The sequence below is a fragment of the Kitasatospora sp. NPDC088351 genome (genome assembly GCF_040685575.1).
Taxonomy (GTDB): domain Bacteria; phylum Actinomycetota; class Actinomycetes; order Streptomycetales; family Streptomycetaceae; genus Kitasatospora.
This window is the reverse complement of the sequence record NZ_JBFBIL010000050.1, coordinates 18417-41914: the sequence shown is the minus strand read 5'-3', so window position 1 is coordinate 41914 and position 23498 is coordinate 18417. Positions and strand designations below refer to the sequence as shown.

Here is a 23498-nt window from a genome sequence, read left to right as displayed (position 1 = left end):
CGTGGTCACGGGGCATGAGTCACGGGTCATGGGTCACCGGTCATGGCCGGATCCGTCGGCGCCGCACCGGGGCACACCTGTCCGCTTGTCTGACATGTGTGACCCCAGGCCCGCGCTCAACGGTTCCACCGGCACCCTAAGGGCCACCTAACTCCTCAGACAACCTGATGGATCGCACGCGCGCGACGGGCTCCCGTGCCGGGTGGCACGGGAGCCCGTCGCACAGGGGGTCGGACGATCGGCGGATCAGCTCCGGCCGAGGGCCCGGGCGTCGGCCGCGATCAGCTGCGCCCGGTCGGCCGGAACGGTCCGGCCGGCCTGGTTCTCGGCCCAGTTCGCCAGCGGCTGGTACTGGCCCTGACCGAGCATCACGGTCAGCGTGGCCACCGCGTTGCGGTCCGCGCCCGAGGTGAGGATCAGCGAGGCCAGGCCGGTCGGCGTGGCGGCGACGGTGAACTCCGCGGTGGCCTGGGCGCTGCCGCCGGGGCCGGTGGCCTCGGCGCGCAGGGTGTGCTTGCCCAGGGCCAGGGTGGCGGTGTCCAGCGGGGCGCCCGCCGGGATCTCCTTGCCGTCCAGGGTCAGCCGGACCGTCTCCGCACCGGTCGCCTGCACGGCGGTGACCGGCTGCTGGGCACGGTCCAGAGTGGCACCGGCCACCGGCGAGGTGATCTCCACCTTCGGCGCGGCCGGCGGCGCCACGGCGCCGCCCTGCAGCCAGGCGGAGTTCCAACCGGACAGCTCGGCCGGGCGGTTGGTGATGACGCCGTCCACCCCGGCGGCCTCCAGCGCCTTCCAGCGGGCGGCCGCGTCGACCGTCCAGACGTTCACCGCGACCCCGGCGGCGTGCAGGTCCTTCACCACGCCGGCGCGCGCCGACAGACCGCCGTCCGACGGGTTGTAGGCGGCCAGCCCCAGCTCCTTGGAGATCGCCACCGGGTCGGCGTCCAGGTCACCGCGGAGCAGGCCGAGCGGCAGCTCCGGTGCCAGCTCGCGGGTGTAGCGCAGCGCGTCCACCTCGAAGCTCTGGACGAAGACACGGCCGGTCATGCCGTGGTCGCGCACCTCCTTGACGATCCGGGCCACCTCGTCGCGGCTGTGCTGGCCCTTGATCTCCAGCAGCAGGTTGCCGCCACGGGTGCGCAGGTCGTCGAGCTGGGCGGCCAGGGTCGGGACCCGGGTGCCCGTGTACGCCGGACCGAACCAGGAGCCCGCGTCCAGCGCGTCGATCTGCGCGGCCGTCAGATCGCGGATCCGGCCCTTGCCGTTGGTGGTGCGGTCGACGGTGTCGTCGTGCAGCACGTACGGCACGCCGTCCTTGCTGGGCTGGACGTCGTTCTCGATCCACTCCGCGCCGCCACGCCGGGCGATCTCGTCCGAGACCAGGGTGTTCTCCGGGGCGGCCGAGGAGGCGCCGCGGTGGGCGAACACCGTCAGCGGCGAGCCCGCCGGGCGTATCCAGGCGCCGGGCGCGAGCGCGGTGACCCTGATGTCGTCGAACGACACCTTCGCGCCGTTCACCACCAGCGCCTGGCCGCCGTCCGCGCTGCGGGCGACCTGGGTGGTGCGCAGCACCTCCTTGCCCTCGAAGATCCAGCGGGCGCTGGTGCCGTGCACCTCGACGGCGATCCGCACATCGCGGCCGGTGCCCGCGGTGGACGGGGCGGAGCCGGTGTTGGTGACGTTCCAGGCGTTGCCGGTGGTCCGCTGCGCGAACTCCAGGCCGTTGGCGGCCGTGGTGCCGGTGCGCATGGTGGCGATCGACCAGGGGGTCGATCCGCTCGCCGGGACGTCCAGGCCGAGCGCCGTCCAGCGGGCGGTGTCCTGGACGCTCTCGAAGCGGGCGGTGGCCTCGAAGCGGAAGTCGTCCAGGTGGCGGCCGAAGGTGATCCGGCTCTGCTGGCCGGAGTTGGCGGAGCTGCCGACCAGTCGGCCGTTCTCCACCTTCCAGTCACCCTCGACGGCGTTCCAGCCGGCCGGGAGGCCGGAGCCGGAGAAGTCCTCGGAGACGACGACCTCGCCGGGGGCCTGCGCGGCCGCCGCGGTCGTCGCGGACACCGCGGCCGGCGCACTCAGCGCGACGGTGGTGAGGCCGAGGGCGGCGACCGCGGCCACGGCGGCGACCAGGGCGGAGGTCCGACGGGCCGTCCGGCCGGTGGCCCGGCGGACGGGCTGGTGCCCGAGGTGGACCGGGGGGAGCTCGGCGTGCGCGCCGACGGGGCTGGGGTGGTGACTCTGTGTCATGCCCGCACGCTAGGGATGGCGATCGAACCGGAAGCCACGGCTCCGAAAACCGTCCATGACCATTGGGGGTGCGATTCGCGTCGATGGCGAATTCCTTGCGGTATCTGGCCGGTTCGCTTCCATACGGCACCGGGCGCGAGCCTCGCGGACGAGGACGCGGCCGCCGGGCCGTCCGGTTGCCGGCCCGGGCCGCGGGAACTCAGCGCGACGCCGACGGATCGGCCCGCCGCACCCCACTCGCCCCACTCGCCCCACTCGCCCCGCTCGCCCCGCTCGCCCGCTGGAACGCGAGCATGCTCCACCGCACACCGGCCCGGCCGTGCAGGTCCCCGCGCTCCGCACGGTGCAGCAGCTCCAGCCCGCGGGCCCGGGCCAGCGCCACCGTCTCGTCCGCCGGGACGTCGAACATCCGGCGCCCGGCCGGAACGGGCCCGTGCCGCAGGGAAAGCAGGACGCGCCCGGCCGGAGCGAGCAGCCCGGCGATCGCGTCCATCGCCAACGGCCGCTCCCGGTCGGCCAGATGCATCCAGACGGCGGTCAGCAGGATCAGGTCGAAGCGCTCGCGCCCGCCGCCGAGGACGGGCAGCGAGGGCAGCGCGTCGTCCACCCAGCGGATGCCGCGTCCGGCGTGGAGGCGGTGGCCGATACCGCGCAGTTCCGCCGTGGGTTCGGCGGCGACGACCCGGTGGCCGAGCCCGGCGAGCGCGGCCGCGTCCCGCCCGGTGCCGGCACCGATGTCCAGAACGGCGCTCGGCGGCTCGGGGACGAGGTGCAGCACCTCTCGGTGGACCTCGGCGAACGTCACGCTCTCGTACTGCACGGCGAGCCGCTCGGCCTCCTCCCCGTAACCGGCGGTGCTCGCGAGCTGGTTCACGGTTCCTCCGGGGCGCGGTACGGGCGGTCGGGACGATTCTCCCCCAGGTGACCGCCGGTCCGGGTCGCCCGGAAGGAGGACCCGGTCGCAGGTGGGCAAGCGCCCGCCGAAGGGCCCGCGCCGCCGGCGCCCGGCCGGAGCGCTCAGGCCTCGCCGGGGTGCCAGGCGGGCCACTCCCAGGGACGGTCGGCCCAGTGGACCCGGACGGGGTCGTGCGCGTCGAGATCCGGGAAGAGCTGCCGGATCCGGGGCTCGAACTCCTCCGGCGCCAGGGGTTCCCAGCCGTGGCCCTCGAAGTACACCAGGCGGTAGCGGCTGTCGGTACGGAACTCGGCCACCTCGACCAGGGGCTTCGTCGTGCTGTTGGTTTCCATGTCCTCAGCATGTGGTCGGCTCCCGGGCTCCGCACCCGGGGTACGGCAGGCAGCGTACGGCCGACCGGGCGGGCCTCGGAGAACCCTCTTCCGGGTCATATCCCGACGGCGGAACGCTCGTTGAGCACTGCACACGGTTCGGTGGGGGGTTCGGCGGCAGGAGGACAAGACGATGAGCGGGCAACCGACGCACGCACAGCAATGGCAGTGGCCGCAACAGGCGTGGCAGCCCCCGCCGCTGGGGGCATCCGCGGTGCCGCCACCCACGCCGCGCCCGCCCGCACCGCCCCGGCGCTCGCGCCGGGTGTGGGGCGCGTCGGCCATCGGAACCCTCGCGGTGATGGCGACCGTGCTGGTGATGTGCGGACCGGGATCGGACGAGGAACTGTCCGGGGCGGTGCCGGTCCCGGAGGCCTCGCCCTCGCCGTCCGGGTCCGCGGCGCCCGCGCTGCTGCCGGTGTCGCCGCGGCTGGTGTCCGCCACACCGTCACCCTCGCCGGAGAACGCCCCGACCTCGCTCGGCGCCGGAACGGCCGACCTCGGGGCGGCACCGGCCGCCCCGGCGTCGAACGCCACGCCCTCCGGACCGGACCGCTCCGCGAGCGCCCGGCCGAAGCCGGGCCGGACGCCCCACCCGTCGCCGTCCCACGGCACCGGCGCCGCCGGTGCGTCCGCGCCCACCCCCGCGGCCTCGGCGGCCCCGGCGGCCCCGGCTGCCCCGGCGAACGGTGCGGGTGCCGGCAAGCCGGGCGGCGGCCAGGGCGCGGGTGCGGGCTCGGGGGCGGGCACGGTCTGCGACCAGGCGGAGCGCCTCGGCCGATGGAAGCCCGGCTCGGAGCAGTCCCGGCTCTGCCACAGCGTCTACGGCTGAGCGCGGCGGCCACCGGCCGCGCGGGCCCGCCCGGGGCCGAGTGCCGACGGGTTCGGGGGCGCCCGCGACGCCCGTGGGGCCCGAACGGACGGCGGCCCGCCCCCGGGGTTCGGGGACGGGCCGCCGTCGGCCGGTCGGCGCGGCGCGGCGCGGCTCACCCGGCCGGCAGCAGCCCCCGGTCCAGCCGGGGCGCCAGCACCCGGGCCAGCGTGTCGGTGATGTGCCCGGTGTCGCGGTAGAGCACCACGCCCTCCAGCACCGCGGGGCAGTCCGGGCCGGTGCCCGGGCAGAGCAGCGGGCCGAGGTCCAGCACCCGGACCCGGTAGCGCTCGGCGAGTCCGCCGTCGATCAGCGGGTCACGCTCGAAGGCCGTCTCGCGCGGGAAGAAGCAGGCGTCCGAACGCCCGTCCGAGGCGGCGAGGCAGGTCGGGATGTCCTTGCCGGGCATCGGCGTGTCGCCCAGGTAGGCGAGTGGGGCGCCGGTGGCGGTGAGGCGGTCCAGGGTGCGGGTCCAGCCGGTGGCGCGCTCCTCCTGGCTGCCGTACCGGTTGAGGCCGGCCATCAGGATCAGCCGCGGCTTGGGCCCGGTGGCCAGCCGGGTGAAGGTGTTCTCGCGCCAGCGGTCGCACTCGTCGAAGGTGCGGCCGAGGACGTTGTTGCGCACGGTCAGGGTGGCCAGCGGGCAGCCGGGCTTGACCAGCACCTCCAGCGCCCAGTGCCGCTGCTCGGCCAGGGCGAGCGCGCCCGAGATCCACTGGCCCGCGTGCGAGTCGCCGATCAGGACGATCCGGTCCGGGCTGTCCTCGGTGCCGAACAGGCAGCGCGGGCTGCTGTCGGCGCCGAGCGCGATCTCGCAGCCCCTGCCGGGCGGGAAGTCCTCCCGGGCCCGGGCCAGCGAGGGCGTCAGGCTGAGCACCCGGACGCCGGGGGCGAGCAGGTCGGGGCCCTCCACCGCACCGGCCGGGGCGACGGTGGACGCCTCGGCCGTGCCCAGGGCCCGGACGGTGCCGCCGCCCAGGGTCAGCCCGGCGATCAGCGGGATGACCAGTGCGCTGGCACCGACGGCGAGGCCCCGGCGCGGCGCCGGGCTGCTGCCGTAGCGCAGCGGCTGCTCCACCAGCCGCATGGTGAGCCAGGCCGGCAGGGCGCTGGCGGCGGTGAGCGCGACCAGGGTGGTCCACGGCAGGCTGCCGTACCTGGCCTGGGCGATGGTCAGCACCGGCCAGTGCCACAGGTACCAGGCGTAGGAGAGCCGGCCGGCGGCGCGCAGCGGGCGGACGGAGAGCAGCCGGCCGACGTCGGTGGCACCGAGTGCGCGGTGCGCCGGGCCGGCGAGCAGGACGGCGGCGGTGCCGAGCACCGGCAGCAGGGCGGCGCTGCCGGGGAAGGGCGTGTTGCGGTCGTAGTGGAAGACCGCGACGACGACCGCCGCCGCGCCGCCCCAGCCGAGCAACCGCAGTGCCCGGTCGGCCGGGCCCGCGGCGCGGCCGCCGTTCGACAGCCGGGCGGCGAGGGCGGAGCCGAGCAGGGCGGCGCAGGCGCCGGCCGCGAACTCCCAGAGGCGGCTGGCGGTGGAGAAGTAGCCCAGTGGCGCCGAGCCGGCCGTCCAGCGGATGCAGAGCAGCAGCGAGACGGCGCCGATGGCGACGGTCGCGAGGGTGATCGCGGTGGTGCGGCGGCGGCCCCGGAGGTAGCGGACCAGGCCGAGCAACAGGACGCCCCAGAGCAGGTAGAACTGGTTCTCCACGCCGAGCGACCAGAAGTGCTGGAGTGGGCTGGGGTCGCGTTCGGCGGCGAGGTAGTCGGTCTGCTGGCCGACGAACCGCCAGTTGGCGAACTGCCCGGCGGCGGCGATCAGGTCGCGGGCGAGGTCGGTGCCGCGCAGCGGGTCGAGCAGGGCGCCGCCGGCGAGCGCGGTGGCGACCAGGACGACGGCGGCGGCGGGCAGGATGCGGCGGGCTCGGCGCGCGGCGAAGTCCCAGAGGCCGATGGGCCGGCCGAGCAGCAGCCCGGTGATGAGAAAGCCGGAGATGACGAAGAAGATGTCGACGCCGACGTAGCCGCCGGTGAAGGCGGGGACGGAGGCGTGGAAGGCGAGGACGGACAGCACGGCGATGCCGCGCACGCCCTCGATGTCGGGGCGGAAGGCCGCCCGCTTGCGTGGTTCCTCGGCCGGTGGCGCCGCCAGGGCGGTCCGGTGGCCGGGGTCGGGTGCGCGGTCGATGCGCACGGTGTCCGGTAACACGTCACCCGACGGGGCGGCGCTCGACAGGACGGCGGTCGACAGCACGACGTCCGGCAGGACGGCGTCCGCCGACTGCGGTGGGTTCGACGGCTCGGCGCTCGACGGCTCGGCGCTCGACGGTGGTACGGCCGTTGACACGGCGGTGCTCCTTGCAGGGCTGGCAGCGGTGGTCGGGGCTGCCGGGCCGATGGGGCGGCCGGGCGGCGGGTCCGCGCCGGTGGGGCGACGCGCAAGGAAGGTGGAGCAGAGGGAGGGTGGAGCAGAGGGAAGGTGAAGCGGGAGGAACCGGAGGGCGAGGGCCGGTCAGAACATCAGGGGGTCGGCCCAGCCGGACGCCAGCAGCCCGCAGAGCAGCAGCACGGCGGTGACGGCCACCGCCTCCGCCCGGCCGAAGCGCAGGTCGGAGCTGCGCCGGACGGGCGGGGCGACCTCGGCCACGGCGGCTCCGTCGCCACCGCGCAGCAGGGGCCACAGGGACCGGATGAGCGGGATCATGGTGTAGGCGGTCAGCGAGAGCAGTGCGATCAGCGCCCAGTACGGCTGCCAGCCGCGCAGCGCGACGGCCCGGGCGAGACCTGCGATCCCGGCGAGGATGACGAAGCCGAGCCAGCCGACGCCGATCCGGGCGACCGCCCGGGCCAGTGAACTGCCGCCCGACACCGCGCCGGTGGGCACCCAGTCGGCGCTGCGGCGGCGCAGCGCGTGCGCGATGGCGACCACGTGGCAGAGCCCGCCGAGGAGTTGGACCCGGGTGACCTCGAATCGCCACCGGGTGCGGGACATCGCGGGCAGCAGCACCAGCGCGACCCAGATCGGCGGCAGGAACGGCAGGACCTGCCAGGGCTCGATCTCGGAGGGGGCGAAGAACAGCATGATCAGCGCCGGCAGCGGGATGGCGAAGACGTTCACCGCGCTGGTGAGGTAGCCGAGGATGCCGTTCCAGAAGCAGAGCCGGGCGGAGCGGGAGAGCGGGCCGCGGCGGAAGCCCGGGTCACGGACCAGCGCGAGCGAGCCGAGGCACCAGCGGTACTGCTGGCTGATGAAGGCGGGCAGTCCGGTCGGCGACATTCCCTTGGCGACCAGCGCGGGGACGTAGCGGGTGGTCCAGCCGGCACGGGCCAGCGAGAGGCCGGTGTAGAGGTCCTCGCTGTGGTCGATCTCCGCGAAGCCGCCGACCCGTTCCAGGGCGGCACGCCGGTAGAGCGCGTTGGTGCCGCAGCAGACGGTGCCGTCCTGGGCGTCCCGGGAGGGCTGGATCCAGCGGTAGAAGATCTCCTGGGTGGCGCCGGCGGCCCGCTCCAGCCACGACATGTCGGGGTCGGTGTCGAAGCACTGCGGGCTCTGCACGATGCCGACCTCGGGGTTGTCGAGGTAGGGCACCAGGTGGTGCAGGAAGTCGGGGCGCGGGCAGAAGTCGGCGTCGAGGACGGCGATGATGTCGCCGTTGCCCTCGGCGAGGCCGTGGTTGAGGTTGCCGGCCTTCTTGAACCGGCCGCGGTCGGGACGGGCTCGGTACTGGAAGCCGTACGACTCGGCGAGTTCGCGCACCTCGGGGCGGTCCGCGTCGTCGAGCACCAGGACGGTCAGCCGGCCGGGCCAGCGGACGGCGGCGGTGTGGCGGTAGGCGTTGTCGAGGACGGCGAGCGGTTCGCCGGCGGTCGGCAGCAGCACGTCGACACCGGGGCACCGGGCGGGCCGCCAGGCGCCCAGCAGCAGGTCGTGCGAGTCACGGGTGAAGCGGCGCGAGCGCTGGCCGTCGGTGAGGGAGAGCAGCCAGGTGACGGCGTTGAGCACGGTCAGCAGCAGGAACGGCCAGAGCAGCGGGCGGCTGAGCGCGAACAGGCCGAGCGTGGCGGTGGCTCCGGCGTAGGAGAGGGTGGCGCAGAGCAGCACCCAGCGGCGCTGCGGGCCGAAGTACCAGTAGAGCTCCTCGTCGTCGGGCGGACTGGGCAGTCGCAGGGACGGGTCCGCGGGTATCCGGCGCGGACCGGTGTCGGATGCGGGCATGGCGGTGCCATGGAGTACGGGCATGCGGAGATAGCCCCCTGGGCTGGGACGGGACGTGGCCGTTCTGCCGTCAGCCTCTCATATTGGCCTAGACCAATCGTTAACAAGGTATGACATCTGCGTATTGCCGCAGGTCAGGACTTTGACGGTCCATCATGACCACACAGGAGTGGATCAGTCCGCACAAGTGTCCGAGTGCTGGTCGGGGGTTCGGGCGAACTCGTCGGTGGGCGCGGGGGATCGCCGCCATTCCCCGCACGATCATCCGAACGTGCAGGTCGTGACGGTTCGTCAACGCTGCCGCCACCCCGTTGGCGGTGCTGTCCGCGGCGCTCACCGCCCGTGCGGCGGTCGGCGGCGTCCAGCAGGGCGAGGGTGCGGGCGCCCGGGAGCAGTGCCTGTTCCAGGGACCGGGCGGGCGCCTCCTCCAGGCCCCCGATGGCCGAGGCGATCTCCTCCCTGGCGTCCTGGGCGATTTCGGCGGCCACCACGGCCGCGGGGGTGGAGGGGCCGAGTTTGCTGACCGCCGCGGCGGCGCGGGCCGGGGTGAGCAGGGCCGTGGCTTCGATCAGGAGCCAGGCGGGCACCCCGGTCACACCGTGCGGCGGTGGCAGGTAGGGCCGTGCGCCGTTGTAGCGCGCGTCCTCCGCGAACGCGGGTTGCTTCACCTTGGCGACCGGGCGGTTTTCGGCCTCCGGGGTGTCGGTCTCGTGCCACTCCCCGGCCGGCTTGAGGACGTAGCCTTCGGCGAGGTTGTCGTCCAGTTCGGGCAGTCCGAGGGCGGCGGGGACCTTGGTGCGGAATGTGCTCGGCAGCTGCTGCAGCGTGTTCAGCGGACCGTGCCCGAGTGCGGGCACGCAGGTGAGCCCCGCCGCGGCGGCTCGGCGAAGGGAACGGTCGGAGATCCAGCGGCGGTCGCCGGAGGCGGTGGCGACATGGGCGTCGAAGAGCAGCCAGTGCAGGCCCGGCGCGTACCACACCCCGGTCTGCACCGGCTCGCTTCCGGGCTCCGCGGGAACGTCCGGGTGCGGGTAACGGCCGCCGGCCAGTTCGCCGTAGATGGTCACCACCGCGTCGTCGCCGTCCGCGTCCGTCGCGCCGCCGGGTTCGCCAGGTGCCCCGCCCCGGGCCGTGCGCAGTACCGCGGCGAAGCGGGCCGCGGCCACGGCCAGCGCGGGCCAGATCCTGCTGACGCCGAAGAAACCGTCGAGCAGTTCGTCGCCCAGCAGCTCGCGCCGTTTGGCCGGACGGACTCCGGAGCGATCGCAGACAACGGCGAAGTGCGCTCCGTGCACCTTCTCGGCGGCGACCCATTCCCGGACCGCGAAGCCGCCGAGCCGTCCGCCGGCGGGAATCTTGGGGTAGGGCAGCAGGGCGGGGGGCTGGGATGCGATATCGGACATCAGAGGATCATCCGCCGCACGCCCGGCGGCGGGCAACGGAATTTGGCCGCCCGCGTCGGGCCGGCGGGCGGCGGGAGGACGGCCCAGGACCCGGCCGCCCCGGGCCGGGGCGGCCGGGAGCGGGCCGGTCCGCGGCCCCTCAGCGCCCGGCCACGGACTTGGTCAGCGTCTCGAACCGCAGGTCGGGCCGGAGCGGGATGCCGAAGCGCTCGTCGCCGTACGGGAACGGGGTGTGGACACCGGTGCGGTGGAAGCCCCGGCGCTCGTACCAGGCGATCAGGTCGGACCGCTGCTCGATCACCGTCATCTCCAGCTCGGCTGCGCCCCACTCCCCCGCGACCCGCTCGGCCTCCGTGAGAACGGCCCGGCCGAGGCCGCCGCCCTGGCGGCCGGGGCGCACCGAGAACATGCCGAAGTAGGCGCGCTCGCCCCGGCGTTCCAGCTGGCAGCAGGCCAGCAGTTCACCATCCTGCTCGGCGATCAGGACGACGCCGTCCGGGTGGGTGATCGCGGCGGTGACGCCCTCGGCGTCGGTCCGCTGCCCCTCCAGCAGGTCGGCCTCGGTGGTCCAGCCGGCCCGGCTGGCGTCGCCCCGGTAGGCGGACTCGACGAGTTCGACCAGGGCGGGCACATCGGCCAGGGTCGCCGGGCGGAAGGCGGGCCCGCCGACCGGGGCGACGGCGGCGGGCGCGGCGGTGTCGCCCCGGTCGGCGGGCCGGACCGCCTCCGACAGGTCGGTGGCGGGCTGGGCGTCTCGGGTGGTCTCGGGCACGGCGGTCCCCTTCCTCGGTGGTGCGGCGGCCGCACGGATGTCGGCCCTCAGGAATCGTGCCACAGCAGCTCAGCGGCACCGCGGGCCGGATCCGAGAGGCCGGGGGCGGAGCACGGATCCGGCAGGGACCGGCCCGGCCCCGTGACGGCGGTTCAGGAGGCGGCCGGGAAGACAGGGCAGGCCACCGCCCTGGCCGATCGCACCCGACGCGGTGCCACGATCTGCCCGCGCCGCCGCTCAGGCCACCCGGGCGCCCAGCATCCGCAGCACCAACTCGCCGTACCGGCGGCCGAGTTCCTCCGGTGTCTCGCTGCTGCGGTCGGTGTACCAGCGGGAGACGTCGATGCCCAGCGAGGTGACGGCGCGGGCCGCCGTCCGCACCTCGGCGACCTGGAAGACCCCGGCCTCGACGCCCGCCCCGATGATCGCGCTGACCTCGCGCTCGATGTCCAGCCGGAGCGCCGCGACCACCGCGTAGGCGTCCTCGGGCAGCGCGTGCAGTTCGTAGTTGACCACCCGGCCGACCGTCCGCGCCCGGGCGTGCCAGGCCGTGAACTCCTCCACCAGCCGCCGCATCCGTGCCACCGGGCCCCCCTCGCCGGCCGCCGCCGCCCGGACCAGCGCCAGCGTGGCCGCGTGCCCGGCCCGGCTGATCTCGGCCAGCAGGGCGGCCTTCGACGGGTAGTGGATGTACAGCGCGGCCGGGCTCATCCCGGCGGCGGTGGCGATGTCCCGGGTGGTGGTGGCGTGGAAGCCGCGCTCGGCGAACGATTCGACGGCCGCCTGGATCAGCCGGTAGGCCGCCTCGGGGCGGGCGTCGGGGCCGCCGGGCAGGGCGGGCCAGAGGTCGGCGATGGGCGTGCTCGTCATGGCGTCATCCTCGCAGAAGACTCGTACAGACGTTCCGGCCGGACGCCCCGGCGGACTGTTGACAGCGTCCCGCACCGACCGCATGCTGAGCAAGCGCTTAGTCACGCCAGGCCACCGGGCCCGGCCCGCGCCCCACCCCTCGCCGAACCGCCGACTCCGTCGACTCCGTCGAACGCGTGCGAAAGGACCCTCCGTGGTGCACTCCTTCAAGGGCCAGGTGGCCGTCGTCACCGGATCCAGCCGGGGCATCGGCCTCGGGATCGCGCGCGAGCTGGTCGCCCGGGGGGCGAAGGTCTGCCTGACCGCCCGCACCCCCGAACCGCTCGCCGAGGCCGTCCGCGACCTGGGCGGGCCCGACGTCGCGATCGGCATCGCCGGCAAGGCCGACGACCCGGCCCACCAGGAGGAGGCCGTCGCCCGCACGATGGAGGCCTTCGGACGGCTCGACCACCTGGTCAACAACACCGGGATCAACCCCGTCCACGGCCCGGTGCTGGCCACCGACGACGCCGTCGCCGCCAAGATCCTGGCCGTCAACGTGCTGGCCCCGCTCGCCTGGACCCGCCGCGCCCACGCCGCCTGGATGGGCGAGCACGGCGGCTCGGTGGTCAACGTGGCATCCGTCGCGGGCATCCGCGCCTCGCTCGGCATCGGCCTGTACGGGGTGAGCAAGGCCGCGCTGATCCGGCTGACCGCCGAACTCGCCGCCGAACTCGGCGGCCAGGGGATCCGGGTCAACGCCGTCGCGCCCGCCGTGGTCAAGACGCGGTTCGCCGAGGCGCTCTACGAGGGCCGGGAGGAACAGGTCGCCGCCGCGTACCCGCTCGGGCGGCTCGGAGTGCCGGAGGACGTCGCGGGCGCGGTCGCCTTCCTGCTCTCCTCGGACGCCGCCTGGATCACCGGCCAGACCCTGGTGGTGGACGGCGGCGTCACCCTCGGCGGCGGCCTGTGAGCACCGACCGGAGCTCCGGGGCGGACGGCCCGGCCGGCGGCTTCACCGGCCAGGGCGTGGCGGTCACCGGCGCCGGCGCGGTCGGCGAGGCGCTGCCGGCACCGACGGCGCTGGGCCCGGCCGAGTCCGGCGGAGCGGTGGCCCTTGCCGGCGGGGATCACCCGGCCGTGATCGGTCCGAGGTAGGTGCCGCCGGAGACGTCGATGGTCTGGCCGGTCACCCAGCGCCCCTGCGGACCGGCCAGGAAGCCCACCACGTCCGCGATGTCCTCCGGCTCGCCGATCCGTCCGAGCGCGGTGATCGACTCGAGTCCGGCCATCGCCTCGGGAGCCGAGGTGTAGCCGGCGATCATGTCGGTCCGCACCACCCCGGGGGCGACCGTGTTCACGGTGATCCCACGCCGGCCCAGTTCGTTGGCGAGCGACGGGCCGAGGGCCGCCAGCGCCGCCTTGGTGACGGTGTAGCCGATCTGGCCGGCGGCCGCGATCCGGGTGGCCGCCGAGCCGATGCTGACGATCCGCCCGCCGTCCCGCAGCAGCGGCAGCGCCCGCTGGACCACGAAGACCGGCGTGCTCACGTTGACCGCCAGCAGCCGCTCGAACTCCTCCTCGGTGAGCTGCCCGATCGAACTGACCGAGTGGATGCCCGCGTTGTTGACCAGGATGTCCAGGCCGTCCGCGCCGTGCTCCGCCAGCCCGGCGGTGAGCCCCTCGAACAACCGGTCCACCGCGCCGCTCTCGCCGAACCGGGCCCGCACCGCGAACGCCCGCCCGCCGGCCCCGGCGATCAGCGCCACCGCCTCCGCGGCGGCCGCGTCGTTGCCGCCGTAGTGGACCGCGACCAGCGCCCCCTCGGCGGCGAGCCGCAGGGCGACCGCGCGCCCGATCCCGCGCGAACCGCCCGTCACCAGTGCGGTCCTGCCGTCCAGTTCACCCATGATCGCCCCTCCCCTCGCGCTGTCCCGGTCGGATCCGGGAACGGTTCAGCCTAGGACGAGTACCGCCGAAGCCGGGCGGCTTCGGCAGTACGGCTCCGGGCACACGGCCCCCTTCCAGCTCCTCCCTACCGGCCCCCCTCCGCGGCCCCCTCCCGGTGGCGCCGCAGCTCGCGCCGGGCGAGCGAGCGCTTGTGCACCTCGTCCGGCCCGTCGGCCAGGCGCAGCGTGCGGTTCCCGGCCCAGAGCTGGGCGAGCGGGGTGTCCTGGCTGACCCCGGCGGCGCCGTGCGCCTGGACGGCCTTGTCGAGGATCCACTCGACGGTGCGCGGGGTGGCGATCTTGATGGCCTGGATCTCGGTGTGCGCACCGCGGTTGCCGACGGTGTCCATCAGCCAGGCGGTCTTGAGCACCAGCAGCCGCAGCTGCTCGATCCGCACCCGGGACTCGGCGATCCAGTCCTGGACGACGCCCTGGTCGGCGAGCGGACGGCCGAAGGCGACCCGCTCCAGGGTGCGCCAGCACATCAGCTCGACGGCGCGCTCGGCGATGCCGATGGCCCGCATGCAGTGGTGGATCCGGCCGGGCCCGAGCCGGGCCTGGGCGATGGCGAAGCCGGAGCCCTCCTCGCCGATCAGGTTGGCGGCGGGGACCCTGACGCCGTCGAAGTGGATCTCGGCGTGGCCGCCGTGGTCGGCGTCGTCGTAGCCGAAGACCTTCATGCCGCGCCGCACCGTGACGCCGGGGGTGTCGCGCGGGACGAGGATCATGCTCTGCCGCCGGTGCGGCTCGGCGGCGGGGTCGGTCAGGCCCATGACGATGAGGATCCGGCACTCCGGGTTCATCGCCCCGGTGATGTACCACTTGCGCCCGTCGACGACGTACGTCTCCCCGTCGCGCCGGATCCGGGTGGCGATGTTGGCGGCGTCGGAGGAGGCGACGTCGGGCTCGGTCATCGCGAAGGCGGAGCGGATCTCGGCGGCGAGGAGGGGGCGCAGCCAGCGCTCGCGCTGCTCGGCGGTGCCGAACTGGGCGAGGAGTTCCATGTTGCCGGTGTCGGGCGCGGCGCAGTTGAGGGCGGGCGGCGCGAGCTGGGGGCTGCGTCCGGTGATCTCGGCGAGCGGCGCGTACTGGAGGTTGGTGAGGCCGGCGCCCTCGCCGCCGGGCAGGCCGTGCCCGTTTGACAGGCTGTGCTGCTTTGACAGAAAAAGGTTCCAGAGGCCCTGTTCGCGCGCCTCGGTCCGGAGGTCGGCGACGATCGGCGGAACGGCCCAGGGGGCGCGGGCCGGATCGGCGAGCTGGGCCTCCAGGACGGGTTCGGCGGGATGAACGTGCTGGTCCATGAAGGCCAGCAGCCGCTCGCGCAGTTCGAGCGTCCGGGCGTCGTGGGCGAAGTCCATCGGTCAGCGCTCCTTGAGGACGTCGAGGGTGGTGAGGCCGTGTTCGGCGAGGACGGGCGCCATCTCGCCCGCCCGTTCGAAGCCGGTGCCCAGGGTGCGGCCCTGCCGGTAGCGGTAGTGGATGCCCTCGGCGACCACGGCGAGCTTGAAGGACGCGAAGGCGACGTACCAGTGGAGGTCGGCGGCGTCGCGGCCGGTGTTCTCCGCGTACCGGGCGACCAGTTCCCCGGCGGCCGGGAAGCCGGGGGCGGTGGCGGCGGAGGGGATGATGCCGCCGCCGACGCCGGCGAGCTCGGTGTACATCACCAGCAGGCCGACGTCGGTGAGCGGGTCGCCCAGAGTGGACATCTCCCAGTCCAGGACGGCGGTGATGGTGTCGCCGGACCGGTCCGAGGAGTCCACCAGCACGTTGTCGAGCCGGTAGTCGCCGTGGACCAGGGCGGGCGCCGGGGAGGCGGGCAGCCGTTCGGCGAGCAGGCCGTGCAGGCGGTCGACGCCGGGCAGTTCACGGCTGCGGGAGGCCTCCAGCTGGGTGGACCAGCGGCGCAGCTGGCGCTCCAGGTAGCCCTCGGGGCGGCCGAAGTCGGCGAGTCCGACGGCGGCCGGGTCGATCCGGTGCAGGGTGGCGAGGGTGTCGGCCAGGCGGTGGCCGAGGGCGTGGACGCGCTGCTCCCCGAGGGCGCCGAGGGCGGCCGCGTCGCGGTGCGCCGTCCCGGGGACGTGCTCCATCAGGTACCAGGGCGCGCCGAGCACGTCCGTCCCCCGGTCCAGCAGCAGGGTGGCGGGGACGGGGACGCCGGTGTCGCGCAGGGCGGTCATCACCCGGTGCTCGCGGCCCATGTCGTGCGCGGTGGCGAGGACGTGCCCGAGCGGCGGGCGGCGCAGCACCCAGCGGGAGGTGCCGTCGGTGAGGCGGTAGGTGAGGTTGGAGCGGCCGCCCTCGATCAACTCGGCCCGCAGCGGCCCCTGGACGGTGCCGGGCAGCGCGCGGTCGAGATGGGCGCGGAGCCGGGCGAGGTCCAGGCCGGGCGGGTCGGCGGGGGTGTCGGGCATGGGCTCGCTCCTGGGTCCGGGGTGGCTGACTAAGCGCTTGCTTAGCATTCAACCGGGTACCGCGCCCTGTCAATGCCCCGGCGCTCCGGCGCCGCCCGCCGGGCCCGCGCCGCCGCCACCCCCGTCCGGCCGCCACAATGGCGTCATGAGGCTGATCCACACCCTGGCCGGCGTGCTGATCCTGCTGCTCACCATCGCCAGCATCCTGCGCACCCTGGTCGTCCCGCGCGGTCTGTACTCCGCGCTGGCGTACCGGCTCTGGTGGGGGCTGCGGACGCTGCTGCGGCTGTCCGCAGCGCCGTTCGGCACCTACCACGCGCAGGACCGGGCGCAGACCTGGCTGGCGCCGCTGATCCTGCTGGGCATGCTCGCGGTGTGGCTGAGCTCGATGCTGCTGGCGTACACCCTGCTGCTGCACGGCATCTCGGAGCTGAACTGGGCGGTGTCGTTCCGGGAGGCCGGTTCCAGCCTCTTCACGCTGGGCTTCGCGAGCGGGGAGCGGCTGCACCTGTCCGCGCTGGACTTCCTGGCCGCCGCCAGCGGGCCGCTGGTGATCGCCCTGCAGATCGCCTATCTGCCGACCCTCTACGCCGCGTACAACCGGCGCGAGGTGGAGGTGACCCTGCTGCAGTCCCGGGCCGGGGAGCCCGCCTGGGGGCCGGAACTGCTGGCACGGCAGTGGCTGGTGGACACCGAGACGGCGCTCCCCCAGCTGTACCGCGACTGGGAGCGGCTGGCCGCCGACATCGGCGAGAGCCACTCCAACTACCCGGTGCTGCTCTCCTTCCGCTCCCCGCGGCCGCACCGCAGCTGGGTGGTGGGCCTGGTCACGGTGATGGACGCGGCCGCGATCCATCTGGCGGTCTCCCCGGGCTCCGCGCCGCCGGAGGCCAGGCTGGTGCTGCGGGCCGGGTTCACGGCGATGCGCGACATCGCCCGCTCGCTGCGGGTCGGCTTCGACCCGGACCCGACGCCGGACACCCCGGTACTCCTGACCTTCGCCGAGTTCGACGCAGCCGTCTCGATGATCACCGCCGCCGGCTTCCCCCGCGAGCGCCCGGCCGCCGAGGCCTGGCCGCACTTCCACGGCTGGCGGGTCAACTACGAGGCGCTGGCCTACGAACTGGCCCGCCGCAGCGACGCCGTGCCCGCCCTGTGGACCGGCCCCCGCGACTTCCGCACCGCCGCCATCCCCCCGGCCCGCCCCACCGACCGCCGCCCGCCTCCGGACGGCGGGGCATGACGGCCGGCGGGCGGGCCCGCGCTCAGCCGGTCGTCCGGGACCCAGTTGCCGTGCAGACCGAGCGGGACGCGGACGGGCAGGTGGACGCGGGCGAGCGGTTCGCCGGTGAAGTCCTGGGCGGCGAGGATGACCAGGTCGGCGGCGCCACGCTCGGGGTTGTGGACGTAGGCCATGACGTACCCGTCGTCCTCGGCGGCGGACGACTCGGCAGGGACGAACACGCCCTCCCCGACGGCTCCGAACCGCCCGAACTCGTGTGCCTCGGTGGTGCCTCGGAGCAGGTCGTGCTTGAGCAGCGCGCTGCTGAAGCCCTCGTCCGGCCGGCTGTCCCGGGGGCCGGCGGGCACCGCGGGCGTCGCACCGAGGTCGCAGGGGCCGACCGTGTCGAGCTCGTAGGTGAGTTCGTACGGCTTCAGCCCACCCTCGATGAGGGCGAAGGTGCGGCCGGCCAGCCCGGCCACCTGGACGTTCGGGGCGAAGTCCGTCCGCTCGTCGACGGGGGCGCCGCGGCGCGGTTCACCGAGCCGGTCGGCGACCAAGGCGGAGCGGACCCAGCGGTTGCGGTACCACTCGGCGCGGCCGTCGCGGATGCGCACGCCGTGCACCATGCCCTCGCCGAGGGTCCAGATGTACGCGGCGGCGTCCTCGACACCCAGCGGGTTGGGGCCGGTGCGCAGATAGCGGCCGCTGAGATGGGCCGGTATCCGGCCGGTGACGGGCAGGTCGTAGGCGGTGACCTCCTCGGTGACGGGTGCGAAGCTGCCCGACAGATAGCGGTTGGACGTCAGTGACGTGGTCATGCGTTCCGTCCTTGGTCGGTCGTGCCCTGGCCGGTCATGGGAGCCGGCTGGGCGAGGAAGGCGTGGCCCACCGCCGTCATCAGCGCCTCGTAGTACCGGGCCGCGGTGTCCGGCGGGAAGTGGCCGGCGAGTTCCAGGCTCACCGCCCCGTGCGCGGCGGCCCAGAGGAGCTTCGAGATCTCCTGGGCGTCGCCGGGGCGGAAGACGCCGGCCTCGATGCAGGCGGCCACGGCCGCCACGGAGGTGTCGAAGGCGGTCGCGGCCACCGCCAGGGCCTCGGCGCTCGGCCGGTAGCCGGGAACGGCCTGTTCGAACATGACCCGGTAGTAGGCGGGTTCGGCCAGCGCGTGCCGCCGGTAGGCGGTGCCGAGGTGGTCGAGGTGGGCCAGCGGGTCGGCGGTGCGCGGGACGCGCTCCTGGGCCCGGCGGAGCCGGGCGAACCCCTCCCGGTACAGGGCGTCGGCCAGCCCGTCCTTGCCGCCGAACATGGTGTAGAGGACTTTGGTCGACGCACCGATCTCGGTGGCGATCCGCCGCATGGTCAGCGCGGCGGACCCCTCCTCGACCAGCAGGGCGATCGCGCGGTCGAGGATCGCGGCGCGCGCGGCCTCCTGGCCGCGCCGCAGGGCGTCCTGGTAGAGCGTGCTCATGGGTAACACCGTATCTGATGGGTAACGTTGTTACCAGGGTCGCCGCCGAACCAACTCCGTCCAGCCGAAAGGGCCCTGACACGGCAGCGGGGCCCGCACCGGTCGGACGCTGTCCGGTCGGTGCGGGCCCCGCTGCCGTACGACCGCCGAGGCTCGAACACCCGGCGGCCCGGGGATCAGACCTCGGTCGGACCCCCCGTGGCGAGGGAGCGCTCGGCGGCGGCCAGGATCTCCACCACCCGCAGGCCGAAGGCGGCGTCACAGGCGTGCCGCTCACCGGTGCGGGCGCTGTCCCGCAGGGCGTCAAGGGCCCGGTGGAGGGCGCGGATCGGGCCTTCGCCGCGTTCCGGCAGCTGGACGACGCCGCTGGTACCGCGCAGTTCCATGCCGGTGCCGCCGGCGGCGAGCGGAGCGGTCAGGCTGAGGGCGAGGGTGCTGGACGCGCCGCCGGTGTGCCGCAGGACGAGGTGGAGGGTGTCCAGTGGGCCGGACACGGCCGTCACCTGGGTGGCGTCGCCCATCACCGGCAGCAGGACGGAGAGCGCGTGCGGGCCGACGTCCCAGAGGGCGCCCTTCTCCTGCCGCCACGGCGAGGCCGCGTACGGGCTGCTGCTGCCGGGGGCGAAGACCGAGCCGAGCCAGTCGGAGCGGGCGGTGAACCAGCCACCGACGGCGGCCTGCTTCTCGATCCACGGCATCTGGTCGCCGCCGAAGCGGACGGTGAAGAAGACCACCGAGGCCACCTCGTTGGCCTCCACCGCCCGGACCACCCGCCGGGCGTCGGGCACGGTCAGCGCGACCGGCTTGTCCAGCAGCAGGTGGCAGCCTGCCTCTGCGGCGCGCACCGCGAGGCCGGCCTGGACGGCCGGGGGCAGCGCGATGGAGACGGCGTCGACCTCGGCGAGCAGCCGGTCGAGGTCGGGGTACCCGGGAACGCCGTGCGCCTCGCCGAGCGCGGCGGCCGCCTCGGGGCGGCGGCCCCAGACTCCCGCGAACTCCCACCCGGGGTGCTCCGCCAGTACGGGTGCGTGCACCCGTTCCGCCCAGGGGCCGGTGCCCAGCAGTCCGATCCGCACGTTTCCTCGCTCCTTGCTCTGGTCCTCACCCCCCGGGATTCCCACCCCACCCGGGATCCCGTTCCCGGGCCCCGGCCCCGGTGGTTCAGCGCTGCACGCGAACCAGCGTGAAGCCGTCGTAGCCCTTGCCGCCGACCGTCTGCACGGACGTTCCGGAGACCCGCGGTTCGGCCGCGATCAGGTCGTGCAGCCGCCGGGTGCCGACGACCGACGGGTCGGTGCTCGCCGCGTCGGCGACGGCACCGCCGCGCACCACGTTGTCGACGATGATCAGCGAGCCCGGCCGGGTCAGCTTCAGCGCCCACGCGAAGTACTCCGGGTTGCCCCGCTTGTCCGCGTCGATGAAGACCAGGTCGAACGGCTCGGCGCCGTCCGCCACCAGCGCGGCGAGCGAGTCGGCGGCGGGGCCCAGCCGAACCTCGGCGACCTTGTCCAGACCGGCCCGGGCGAGGTTCCCCCGGGCGACCCCGGCGTGCTTCGGGTCGATCTCCAGGGTGATCAGCGTGCCGTCGGCGGGCAGCGCGCGGCCCAGCCAGATCGCGCTGTAGCCGCCGAGCGTGCCGACCTCCAGGATCCGCCGGGCGCCCTGGGTGAGGGCCAGCAGGTGCAGCAGCTTGCCCTGGTTGGGCGCGACCGCGATGTGCGGCAGGCCGGCCTCGTCGGCGGCGGCCACCGCCGCGTCCAGCACCGGGTCGTCGCCGACCAGACGCTCCGCGAAGTACGCGTCCACCGCGTTCCACGTCTGCTGGGTCATACCGTCCTCCACCTGCCGGGTTGTCGGTCACCGCCGGGACAGTCCCCGATGCTATCCCGGCGTGCCGACAACCCCTCGGCGGCGGCTCGTCAGTCCGCCGCGCGCACGGCGGGCGCGGACTCGGACTCCGCGGCGGCGGACTCGGCCGCGGCGGCGTCCTCGGCCTCGTGCGCGGCGCGGGCCTTGGCGGCCCGGCGCTTCATCAGCCACGCCGAGAAGGCGCCGCCGGCCGCGGCCAGCAGCAGACCGACCCACGAGAACCGCGACAGCCACTGCTCGGCGACCTTGCCGACCTGGTACACCAGCAGCGTGGTGCCGCCGGCCCAGACCACGCCGCCCAGCACGTTGGCGATCAGGAACTTCCAGTACGGCATCTTCAGCGCGCCCGCGAGCGGCCCGGCGAAGATGCGCAGCAGGGCGATGAAGCGGCCGAAGAAGACCGCCCACATGCCCCACTTCTGGAACGAGCGCTCGGCGCTGGCCAGATGGTCGGGGCCGAAGTGCCTGGGGAACTTCCGCCCGAGCTTCTCGAACAGCGGCTTGCCCCCCTTGCGGCCGATCGAGTAGCCGATCGAGTCGCCGATGATCGCCCCCAGGATCGCGCAGACGGCCACCCAGACCGGGCTGACCACGCCCCGTGCGGACAGCAGCGCCGCCGACACCAGCGCGATCTCGCCGGGCAGCGGGATGCCCAGGGACTCCAGCCCGATGATCAGCGCGACCAGGGCGTACACCGCGCCCGGTGGGACGCTCTCGATCCAGGCGTCGATGTGCAAGGCCAGTACCTCCGTGGCAGGACGAGACTTCGCGGCAGAACGAACCGACGCCCGGCCGGTGGTCTCGACAATGATCCGATGGCGGCACCAGGCCGCTCCCCGAAAGGGCAGCCTAACGTGCCGGGCGGCCTGTCCCCCCGGCCGACAACCCCCGATTACGACGTACGGCGACCCGCCATGGTTCCAGCCGCCCGGTTCGGGTCTGCGCAGCTCAGGCCGGTTCGGGTCCGGCGAAGCGCAGGAGGCGGGAATCGCGCCGGGACCCGGTGCGCCGCCGCGACATCGCCCCCGGTGGCCGACCGGGCGCCCGGAGAGCCGATCCGGCTCCCACCCCCGTGGTATGCGGGGGGGTGGGAGCCGGTGGGTCAGGGCCGCCAGGCCGGGGCGGTGGCGATCACCTTGAGCTGCTCAAGGCTGAGCGCCGGTGTCCCGGGGCGGGCGGTGTACCCGTTCTCGCCGTTCCACTCGTTGATCTCGACCTTTCGGCCGTCCGGGTAGTAGACCGCGGCCGACCAGTGCAGGACCGTGTCGACCGCCGTCTTGCCGTTCCCGAAGCTGTTGGTGACGACGGTGCTGCCGTCGGCCCGCCGCTCCCGCACCGCCAGCGGCCCGGCCGAGCCCGTCGACTCGGCGTACTCCTTGTCCTCGATGCCCCGCCGGCCCGGCTCGGTGACGCTCACCGCGAGCATGCTGGTGCGACCCTCGTACGTCACCGTGAGGTGCGGTCCGCTCCCGCCCCCGTGTCCGGACGGCACGGCGCCCGGCGGCAGCAGCGGGACGAGCGTCGCGAGCAGTTCCTCCGCCTTCGGGCCGGGCTCGGGAGCCGGCGGCCCGGGCGGGTTGTCCCGCGCCGGCAGCGCGTCGAAGAGCCGCTCCCAGGCGGGTGCGGTGACCAGGGCGCGCAGTTGGTCGGCGTCGAGCGGCGGGTCCTCCCGGGCGGGTGTGACCGACTCCTCGCTGTGCTCGACGATCTGCACCCGGCGGCCGTCCGCCGCCGCCCAGGTCGCGCGCCACTCCCGGCGGCCCTCGTTGTTCGGGTCCCGCAGCTTGTCGATCACCAGCGCGGAACCGTCCGGGGCGATCGTGCGCTCGCAGGAGTCCTGCGGCCCGTTGAACGGATCCATGCAGACGGCGGCCGCGCCCGGGGTCATCTCGGTGCGGTCGACGGTGTAGGACATGGCGCTCTCCCCCTTGCCGTCGTCGTAGAAGAGGCCGCCGTCGGTCCGGTACCTGTCCCCGGTCGGACCGGGCACGCCGGGCGTCTCGGCGTATGTGACCCGGACCTTCCCCTGCGGAAGCAGCGAGGTGATCAGCTCCACCACCTCCTCGGAGGTCATCGGCCGCACCGGCTCGACGGCCGGCCGGGCCGCGTCCGCCCCGATGCCGCCGCCGAATGCCGCGAGGCTTCCGGCGGCCAGGACCGCGACCGCCAGCCCACTGGCCAGCACCGCCCGCCGCTGGTTGCGCCGGCGCCGGCCGCGCCGCTCGGCATCGGCGGCGAGCGTGTGCAGCGCCGATTCCGGCGCCAAGGCCGCCGCGCCGCGCAGGGCCAGGGCGAAGTCGTCTTCAAAGGACATGGCCGTGCACCGCCTTCTCGCTGGTGGAGTCCGTTGCCGCACGACCGGCCCCGGCCGGAGCCGGGCCGCGGCCGGGGCCATCGCTGTTGCCGCCGTCGTTGTCGTCATCGCCGAGACTGTCGCCGAGGGCCGCGCGCATCCGGGCCAGCGCCCGGCTGCTGCGCGAGCGCACCGCCGCACTGCTCAGCTGCAGCACGGCGGCCGTCTCCTCCACACTGCGGTCCTCCCAGAACCGCAGGACCAGCACCGCGCGGTCCTGCGCCGGTATCCCGCCCAGCGCCCGCAGCAGCGTCAGCCGCAGCGCCGGGTCCGGCCCGTCCACGGCGATCTCCGGGAAGGTGCTGGTCACCCGCTCCGAACTGCTGCGCCGCCTGCGGTACGACAGGAAGGTGTTGACCAGCACGGTCTGGGCGTAACCGCTCGGGTTGTCGAGCCGAACGACCTTGCGCCACCTCACGAAGATCCGCCCAAGCGCCTCCTGGACGAGGTCCTCGGCCAGGTGGGCGTCACCGCCGGTGAGCAGGAAGGCAGTACGCAGCAGATGCCGCCCCCTGGACGCGGCGAAGGCCGGGAAGTCGGGCGGCACCGGCTCGGCCGGCTGCTCGGCGCTCGTTGTGTGATCCATG

At 74.7% G+C, this 23498-nt stretch carries 21 protein-coding genes; 3 read left to right on the top strand and 18 right to left on the bottom strand.

The features are described from left to right. Positions 1–246: 246 nt before the first annotated feature. The 3 genes from AB0P06_RS28085 to AB0P06_RS28075 all read right to left on the bottom strand — a co-directional run bounded on the left by AB0P06_RS28085 (position 247) and on the right by AB0P06_RS28075 (position 3489). Complete coding sequence (locus tag AB0P06_RS28085; RefSeq protein WP_363612084.1) at positions 247–2241, bottom strand: glycerophosphodiester phosphodiesterase family protein; 1995 nt, start codon at positions 2239–2241, stop codon at positions 247–249. A gap of 199 nt (positions 2242–2440) precedes the next feature. Then, a complete protein-coding gene (locus AB0P06_RS28080) occupies positions 2441–3115 on the bottom strand; it encodes a class I SAM-dependent methyltransferase (RefSeq protein WP_363612082.1) in 675 nt (224 codons plus the stop codon). Between the two features lie 143 nt (positions 3116–3258). Continuing rightward, entirely contained in the window at positions 3259–3489 is a 231-nt protein-coding gene (locus tag AB0P06_RS28075) for a hypothetical protein (RefSeq protein ID WP_363612080.1), read from the bottom strand. 340 nt (positions 3490–3829) lie between these two features. Here AB0P06_RS28075 and AB0P06_RS28070 point away from each other — a divergent pair, with 340 nt between their 5' ends. After that, a complete protein-coding gene (locus AB0P06_RS28070; RefSeq protein ID WP_363612078.1) occupies positions 3830–4360 on the top strand; it encodes a hypothetical protein in 531 nt (176 codons plus the stop codon). A gap of 154 nt (positions 4361–4514) precedes the next feature. Here AB0P06_RS28070 and AB0P06_RS28065 read toward each other — a convergent pair whose 3' ends face one another. From AB0P06_RS28065 to AB0P06_RS28045, 5 genes are all read right to left on the bottom strand, one after another. Further along, positions 4515–6743 carry an acyltransferase family protein gene (locus AB0P06_RS28065; RefSeq protein ID WP_363612076.1) on the bottom strand — a complete coding sequence of 743 codons (2229 nt, stop codon included), beginning with the start codon at positions 6741–6743 and terminating at the stop codon, positions 4515–4517. A gap of 165 nt (positions 6744–6908) precedes the next feature. Next, positions 6909–8636, bottom strand: a complete 1728-nt coding sequence (locus tag AB0P06_RS28060; protein WP_363612074.1) for a glycosyltransferase family 2 protein — start codon at positions 8634–8636, stop codon at positions 6909–6911. 110 nt (positions 8637–8746) lie between these two features. Further along, positions 8747–10015 (bottom strand): RNA ligase family protein, encoded by a 1269-nt coding sequence (locus AB0P06_RS28055; protein ID WP_363612072.1) that lies wholly within the window; start codon positions 10013–10015, stop codon positions 8747–8749. A gap of 139 nt (positions 10016–10154) precedes the next feature. Further along, positions 10155–10655 (bottom strand): GNAT family N-acetyltransferase, encoded by a 501-nt coding sequence (locus AB0P06_RS28050; protein ID WP_363612116.1) that lies wholly within the window; start codon positions 10653–10655, stop codon positions 10155–10157. A 369-nt stretch (positions 10656–11024) separates the two neighbouring features. Next, positions 11025–11657: a TetR/AcrR family transcriptional regulator gene (locus tag AB0P06_RS28045; RefSeq protein ID WP_363612070.1), complete on the bottom strand. Its 633-nt coding sequence runs from the start codon at positions 11655–11657 to the stop codon at positions 11025–11027. Between the two features lie 193 nt (positions 11658–11850). Here AB0P06_RS28045 and AB0P06_RS28040 point away from each other — a divergent pair, with 193 nt between their 5' ends. Both AB0P06_RS28040 and AB0P06_RS28035 read left to right on the top strand, forming a co-directional pair. Then, positions 11851–12609, top strand: a complete 759-nt coding sequence (locus AB0P06_RS28040) for an SDR family oxidoreductase (RefSeq protein ID WP_363612068.1) — start codon at positions 11851–11853, stop codon at positions 12607–12609. Beyond that, the gene (locus tag AB0P06_RS28035; RefSeq protein WP_363612066.1) at positions 12606–12794 is read left to right on the top strand and encodes a hypothetical protein; all 189 of its coding nucleotides are present in this window, start codon (positions 12606–12608) and stop codon (positions 12792–12794) included. The genes AB0P06_RS28040 and AB0P06_RS28035 overlap by 4 nt, the downstream gene beginning before the upstream one ends. On the opposite strand, the gene AB0P06_RS28030 is transcribed toward AB0P06_RS28035, so the two are convergent. The 10 genes from AB0P06_RS28030 to AB0P06_RS27985 form a co-directional block, all read right to left on the bottom strand. After that, complete coding sequence (locus AB0P06_RS28030) at positions 12767–13546, bottom strand: SDR family oxidoreductase (protein WP_363612064.1); 780 nt, start codon at positions 13544–13546, stop codon at positions 12767–12769. The genes AB0P06_RS28035 and AB0P06_RS28030 overlap by 28 nt on opposite strands. Before the next feature lie 125 nt (positions 13547–13671). Further along, complete coding sequence (locus AB0P06_RS28025) at positions 13672–14943, bottom strand: acyl-CoA dehydrogenase family protein (RefSeq protein ID WP_363612062.1); 1272 nt, start codon at positions 14941–14943, stop codon at positions 13672–13674. 3 nt (positions 14944–14946) lie between these two features. Continuing rightward, positions 14947–15996, bottom strand: coding sequence for a phosphotransferase family protein (locus AB0P06_RS28020; RefSeq protein WP_363612060.1), 1050 nt, complete (start codon positions 15994–15996; stop codon positions 14947–14949). Between the two features lie 1116 nt (positions 15997–17112). Next, entirely contained in the window at positions 17113–18039 is a 927-nt protein-coding gene (locus tag AB0P06_RS28015; RefSeq protein WP_363612058.1) for a carotenoid oxygenase family protein, read from the bottom strand. Further along, a complete protein-coding gene (locus AB0P06_RS28010) occupies positions 18036–18689 on the bottom strand; it encodes a TetR/AcrR family transcriptional regulator (RefSeq protein ID WP_363612056.1) in 654 nt (217 codons plus the stop codon). Before AB0P06_RS28010 ends, AB0P06_RS28015 begins: the two co-directional genes overlap by 4 nt. 176 nt (positions 18690–18865) lie before the next feature. Continuing rightward, positions 18866–19765 carry a Gfo/Idh/MocA family oxidoreductase gene (locus AB0P06_RS28005; protein ID WP_363612054.1) on the bottom strand — a complete coding sequence of 300 codons (900 nt, stop codon included), beginning with the start codon at positions 19763–19765 and terminating at the stop codon, positions 18866–18868. Between the two features lie 85 nt (positions 19766–19850). Beyond that, positions 19851–20519 carry an O-methyltransferase gene (locus AB0P06_RS28000; protein ID WP_363612052.1) on the bottom strand — a complete coding sequence of 223 codons (669 nt, stop codon included), beginning with the start codon at positions 20517–20519 and terminating at the stop codon, positions 19851–19853. Positions 20520–20608: 89 nt separating this feature from the next. Next, positions 20609–21295, bottom strand: a complete 687-nt coding sequence (locus AB0P06_RS27995) for a DedA family protein (protein ID WP_363612050.1) — start codon at positions 21293–21295, stop codon at positions 20609–20611. Between the two features lie 365 nt (positions 21296–21660). Next, positions 21661–22872: a hypothetical protein gene (locus tag AB0P06_RS27990; protein WP_363612048.1), complete on the bottom strand. Its 1212-nt coding sequence runs from the start codon at positions 22870–22872 to the stop codon at positions 21661–21663. Beyond that, a complete protein-coding gene (locus AB0P06_RS27985; RefSeq protein WP_363612046.1) occupies positions 22862–23497 on the bottom strand; it encodes a SigE family RNA polymerase sigma factor in 636 nt (211 codons plus the stop codon). The genes AB0P06_RS27990 and AB0P06_RS27985 overlap by 11 nt, the downstream gene beginning before the upstream one ends. Position 23498: the final 1 nt, after the last annotated feature.

Excerpts from the sequence above, each read along its gene's own strand:
- AB0P06_RS28045 (WP_363612070.1), bottom strand. The coding sequence starts at position 11,657 with ATGACGAGCACGCCCATCGCCGACCTCTGGCCCGCCCTGCCCGGCGGC.
- AB0P06_RS28085 (WP_363612084.1), bottom strand. The coding sequence starts at position 2,241 with ATGACACAGAGTCACCACCCCAGCCCCGTCGGCGCGCACGCCGAGCTC.
- AB0P06_RS27990 (WP_363612048.1), bottom strand. The coding sequence starts at position 22,872 with ATGTCCTTTGAAGACGACTTCGCCCTGGCCCTGCGCGGCGCGGCGGCC.
- AB0P06_RS28055 (WP_363612072.1), bottom strand. The coding sequence starts at position 10,015 with ATGTCCGATATCGCATCCCAGCCCCCCGCCCTGCTGCCCTACCCCAAG.
- AB0P06_RS28020 (WP_363612060.1), bottom strand. The coding sequence starts at position 15,996 with ATGCCCGACACCCCCGCCGACCCGCCCGGCCTGGACCTCGCCCGGCTC.
- AB0P06_RS28030 (WP_363612064.1), bottom strand. The coding sequence starts at position 13,546 with ATGGGTGAACTGGACGGCAGGACCGCACTGGTGACGGGCGGTTCGCGC.
- AB0P06_RS28060 (WP_363612074.1), bottom strand. The coding sequence starts at position 8,636 with ATGCCCGTACTCCATGGCACCGCCATGCCCGCATCCGACACCGGTCCG.
- AB0P06_RS28000 (WP_363612052.1), bottom strand. The coding sequence starts at position 20,519 with ATGACCCAGCAGACGTGGAACGCGGTGGACGCGTACTTCGCGGAGCGT.
- AB0P06_RS27985 (WP_363612046.1), bottom strand. The coding sequence starts at position 23,497 with ATGGATCACACAACGAGCGCCGAGCAGCCGGCCGAGCCGGTGCCGCCC.
- AB0P06_RS28015 (WP_363612058.1), bottom strand. The coding sequence starts at position 18,039 with ATGACCACGTCACTGACGTCCAACCGCTATCTGTCGGGCAGCTTCGCA.
- AB0P06_RS28025 (WP_363612062.1), bottom strand. The coding sequence starts at position 14,943 with ATGGACTTCGCCCACGACGCCCGGACGCTCGAACTGCGCGAGCGGCTG.
- AB0P06_RS28075 (WP_363612080.1), bottom strand. The coding sequence starts at position 3,489 with ATGGAAACCAACAGCACGACGAAGCCCCTGGTCGAGGTGGCCGAGTTC.
- AB0P06_RS28070 (WP_363612078.1), top strand. The coding sequence starts at position 3,830 with ATGGCGACCGTGCTGGTGATGTGCGGACCGGGATCGGACGAGGAACTG.
- AB0P06_RS28010 (WP_363612056.1), bottom strand. The coding sequence starts at position 18,689 with ATGAGCACGCTCTACCAGGACGCCCTGCGGCGCGGCCAGGAGGCCGCG.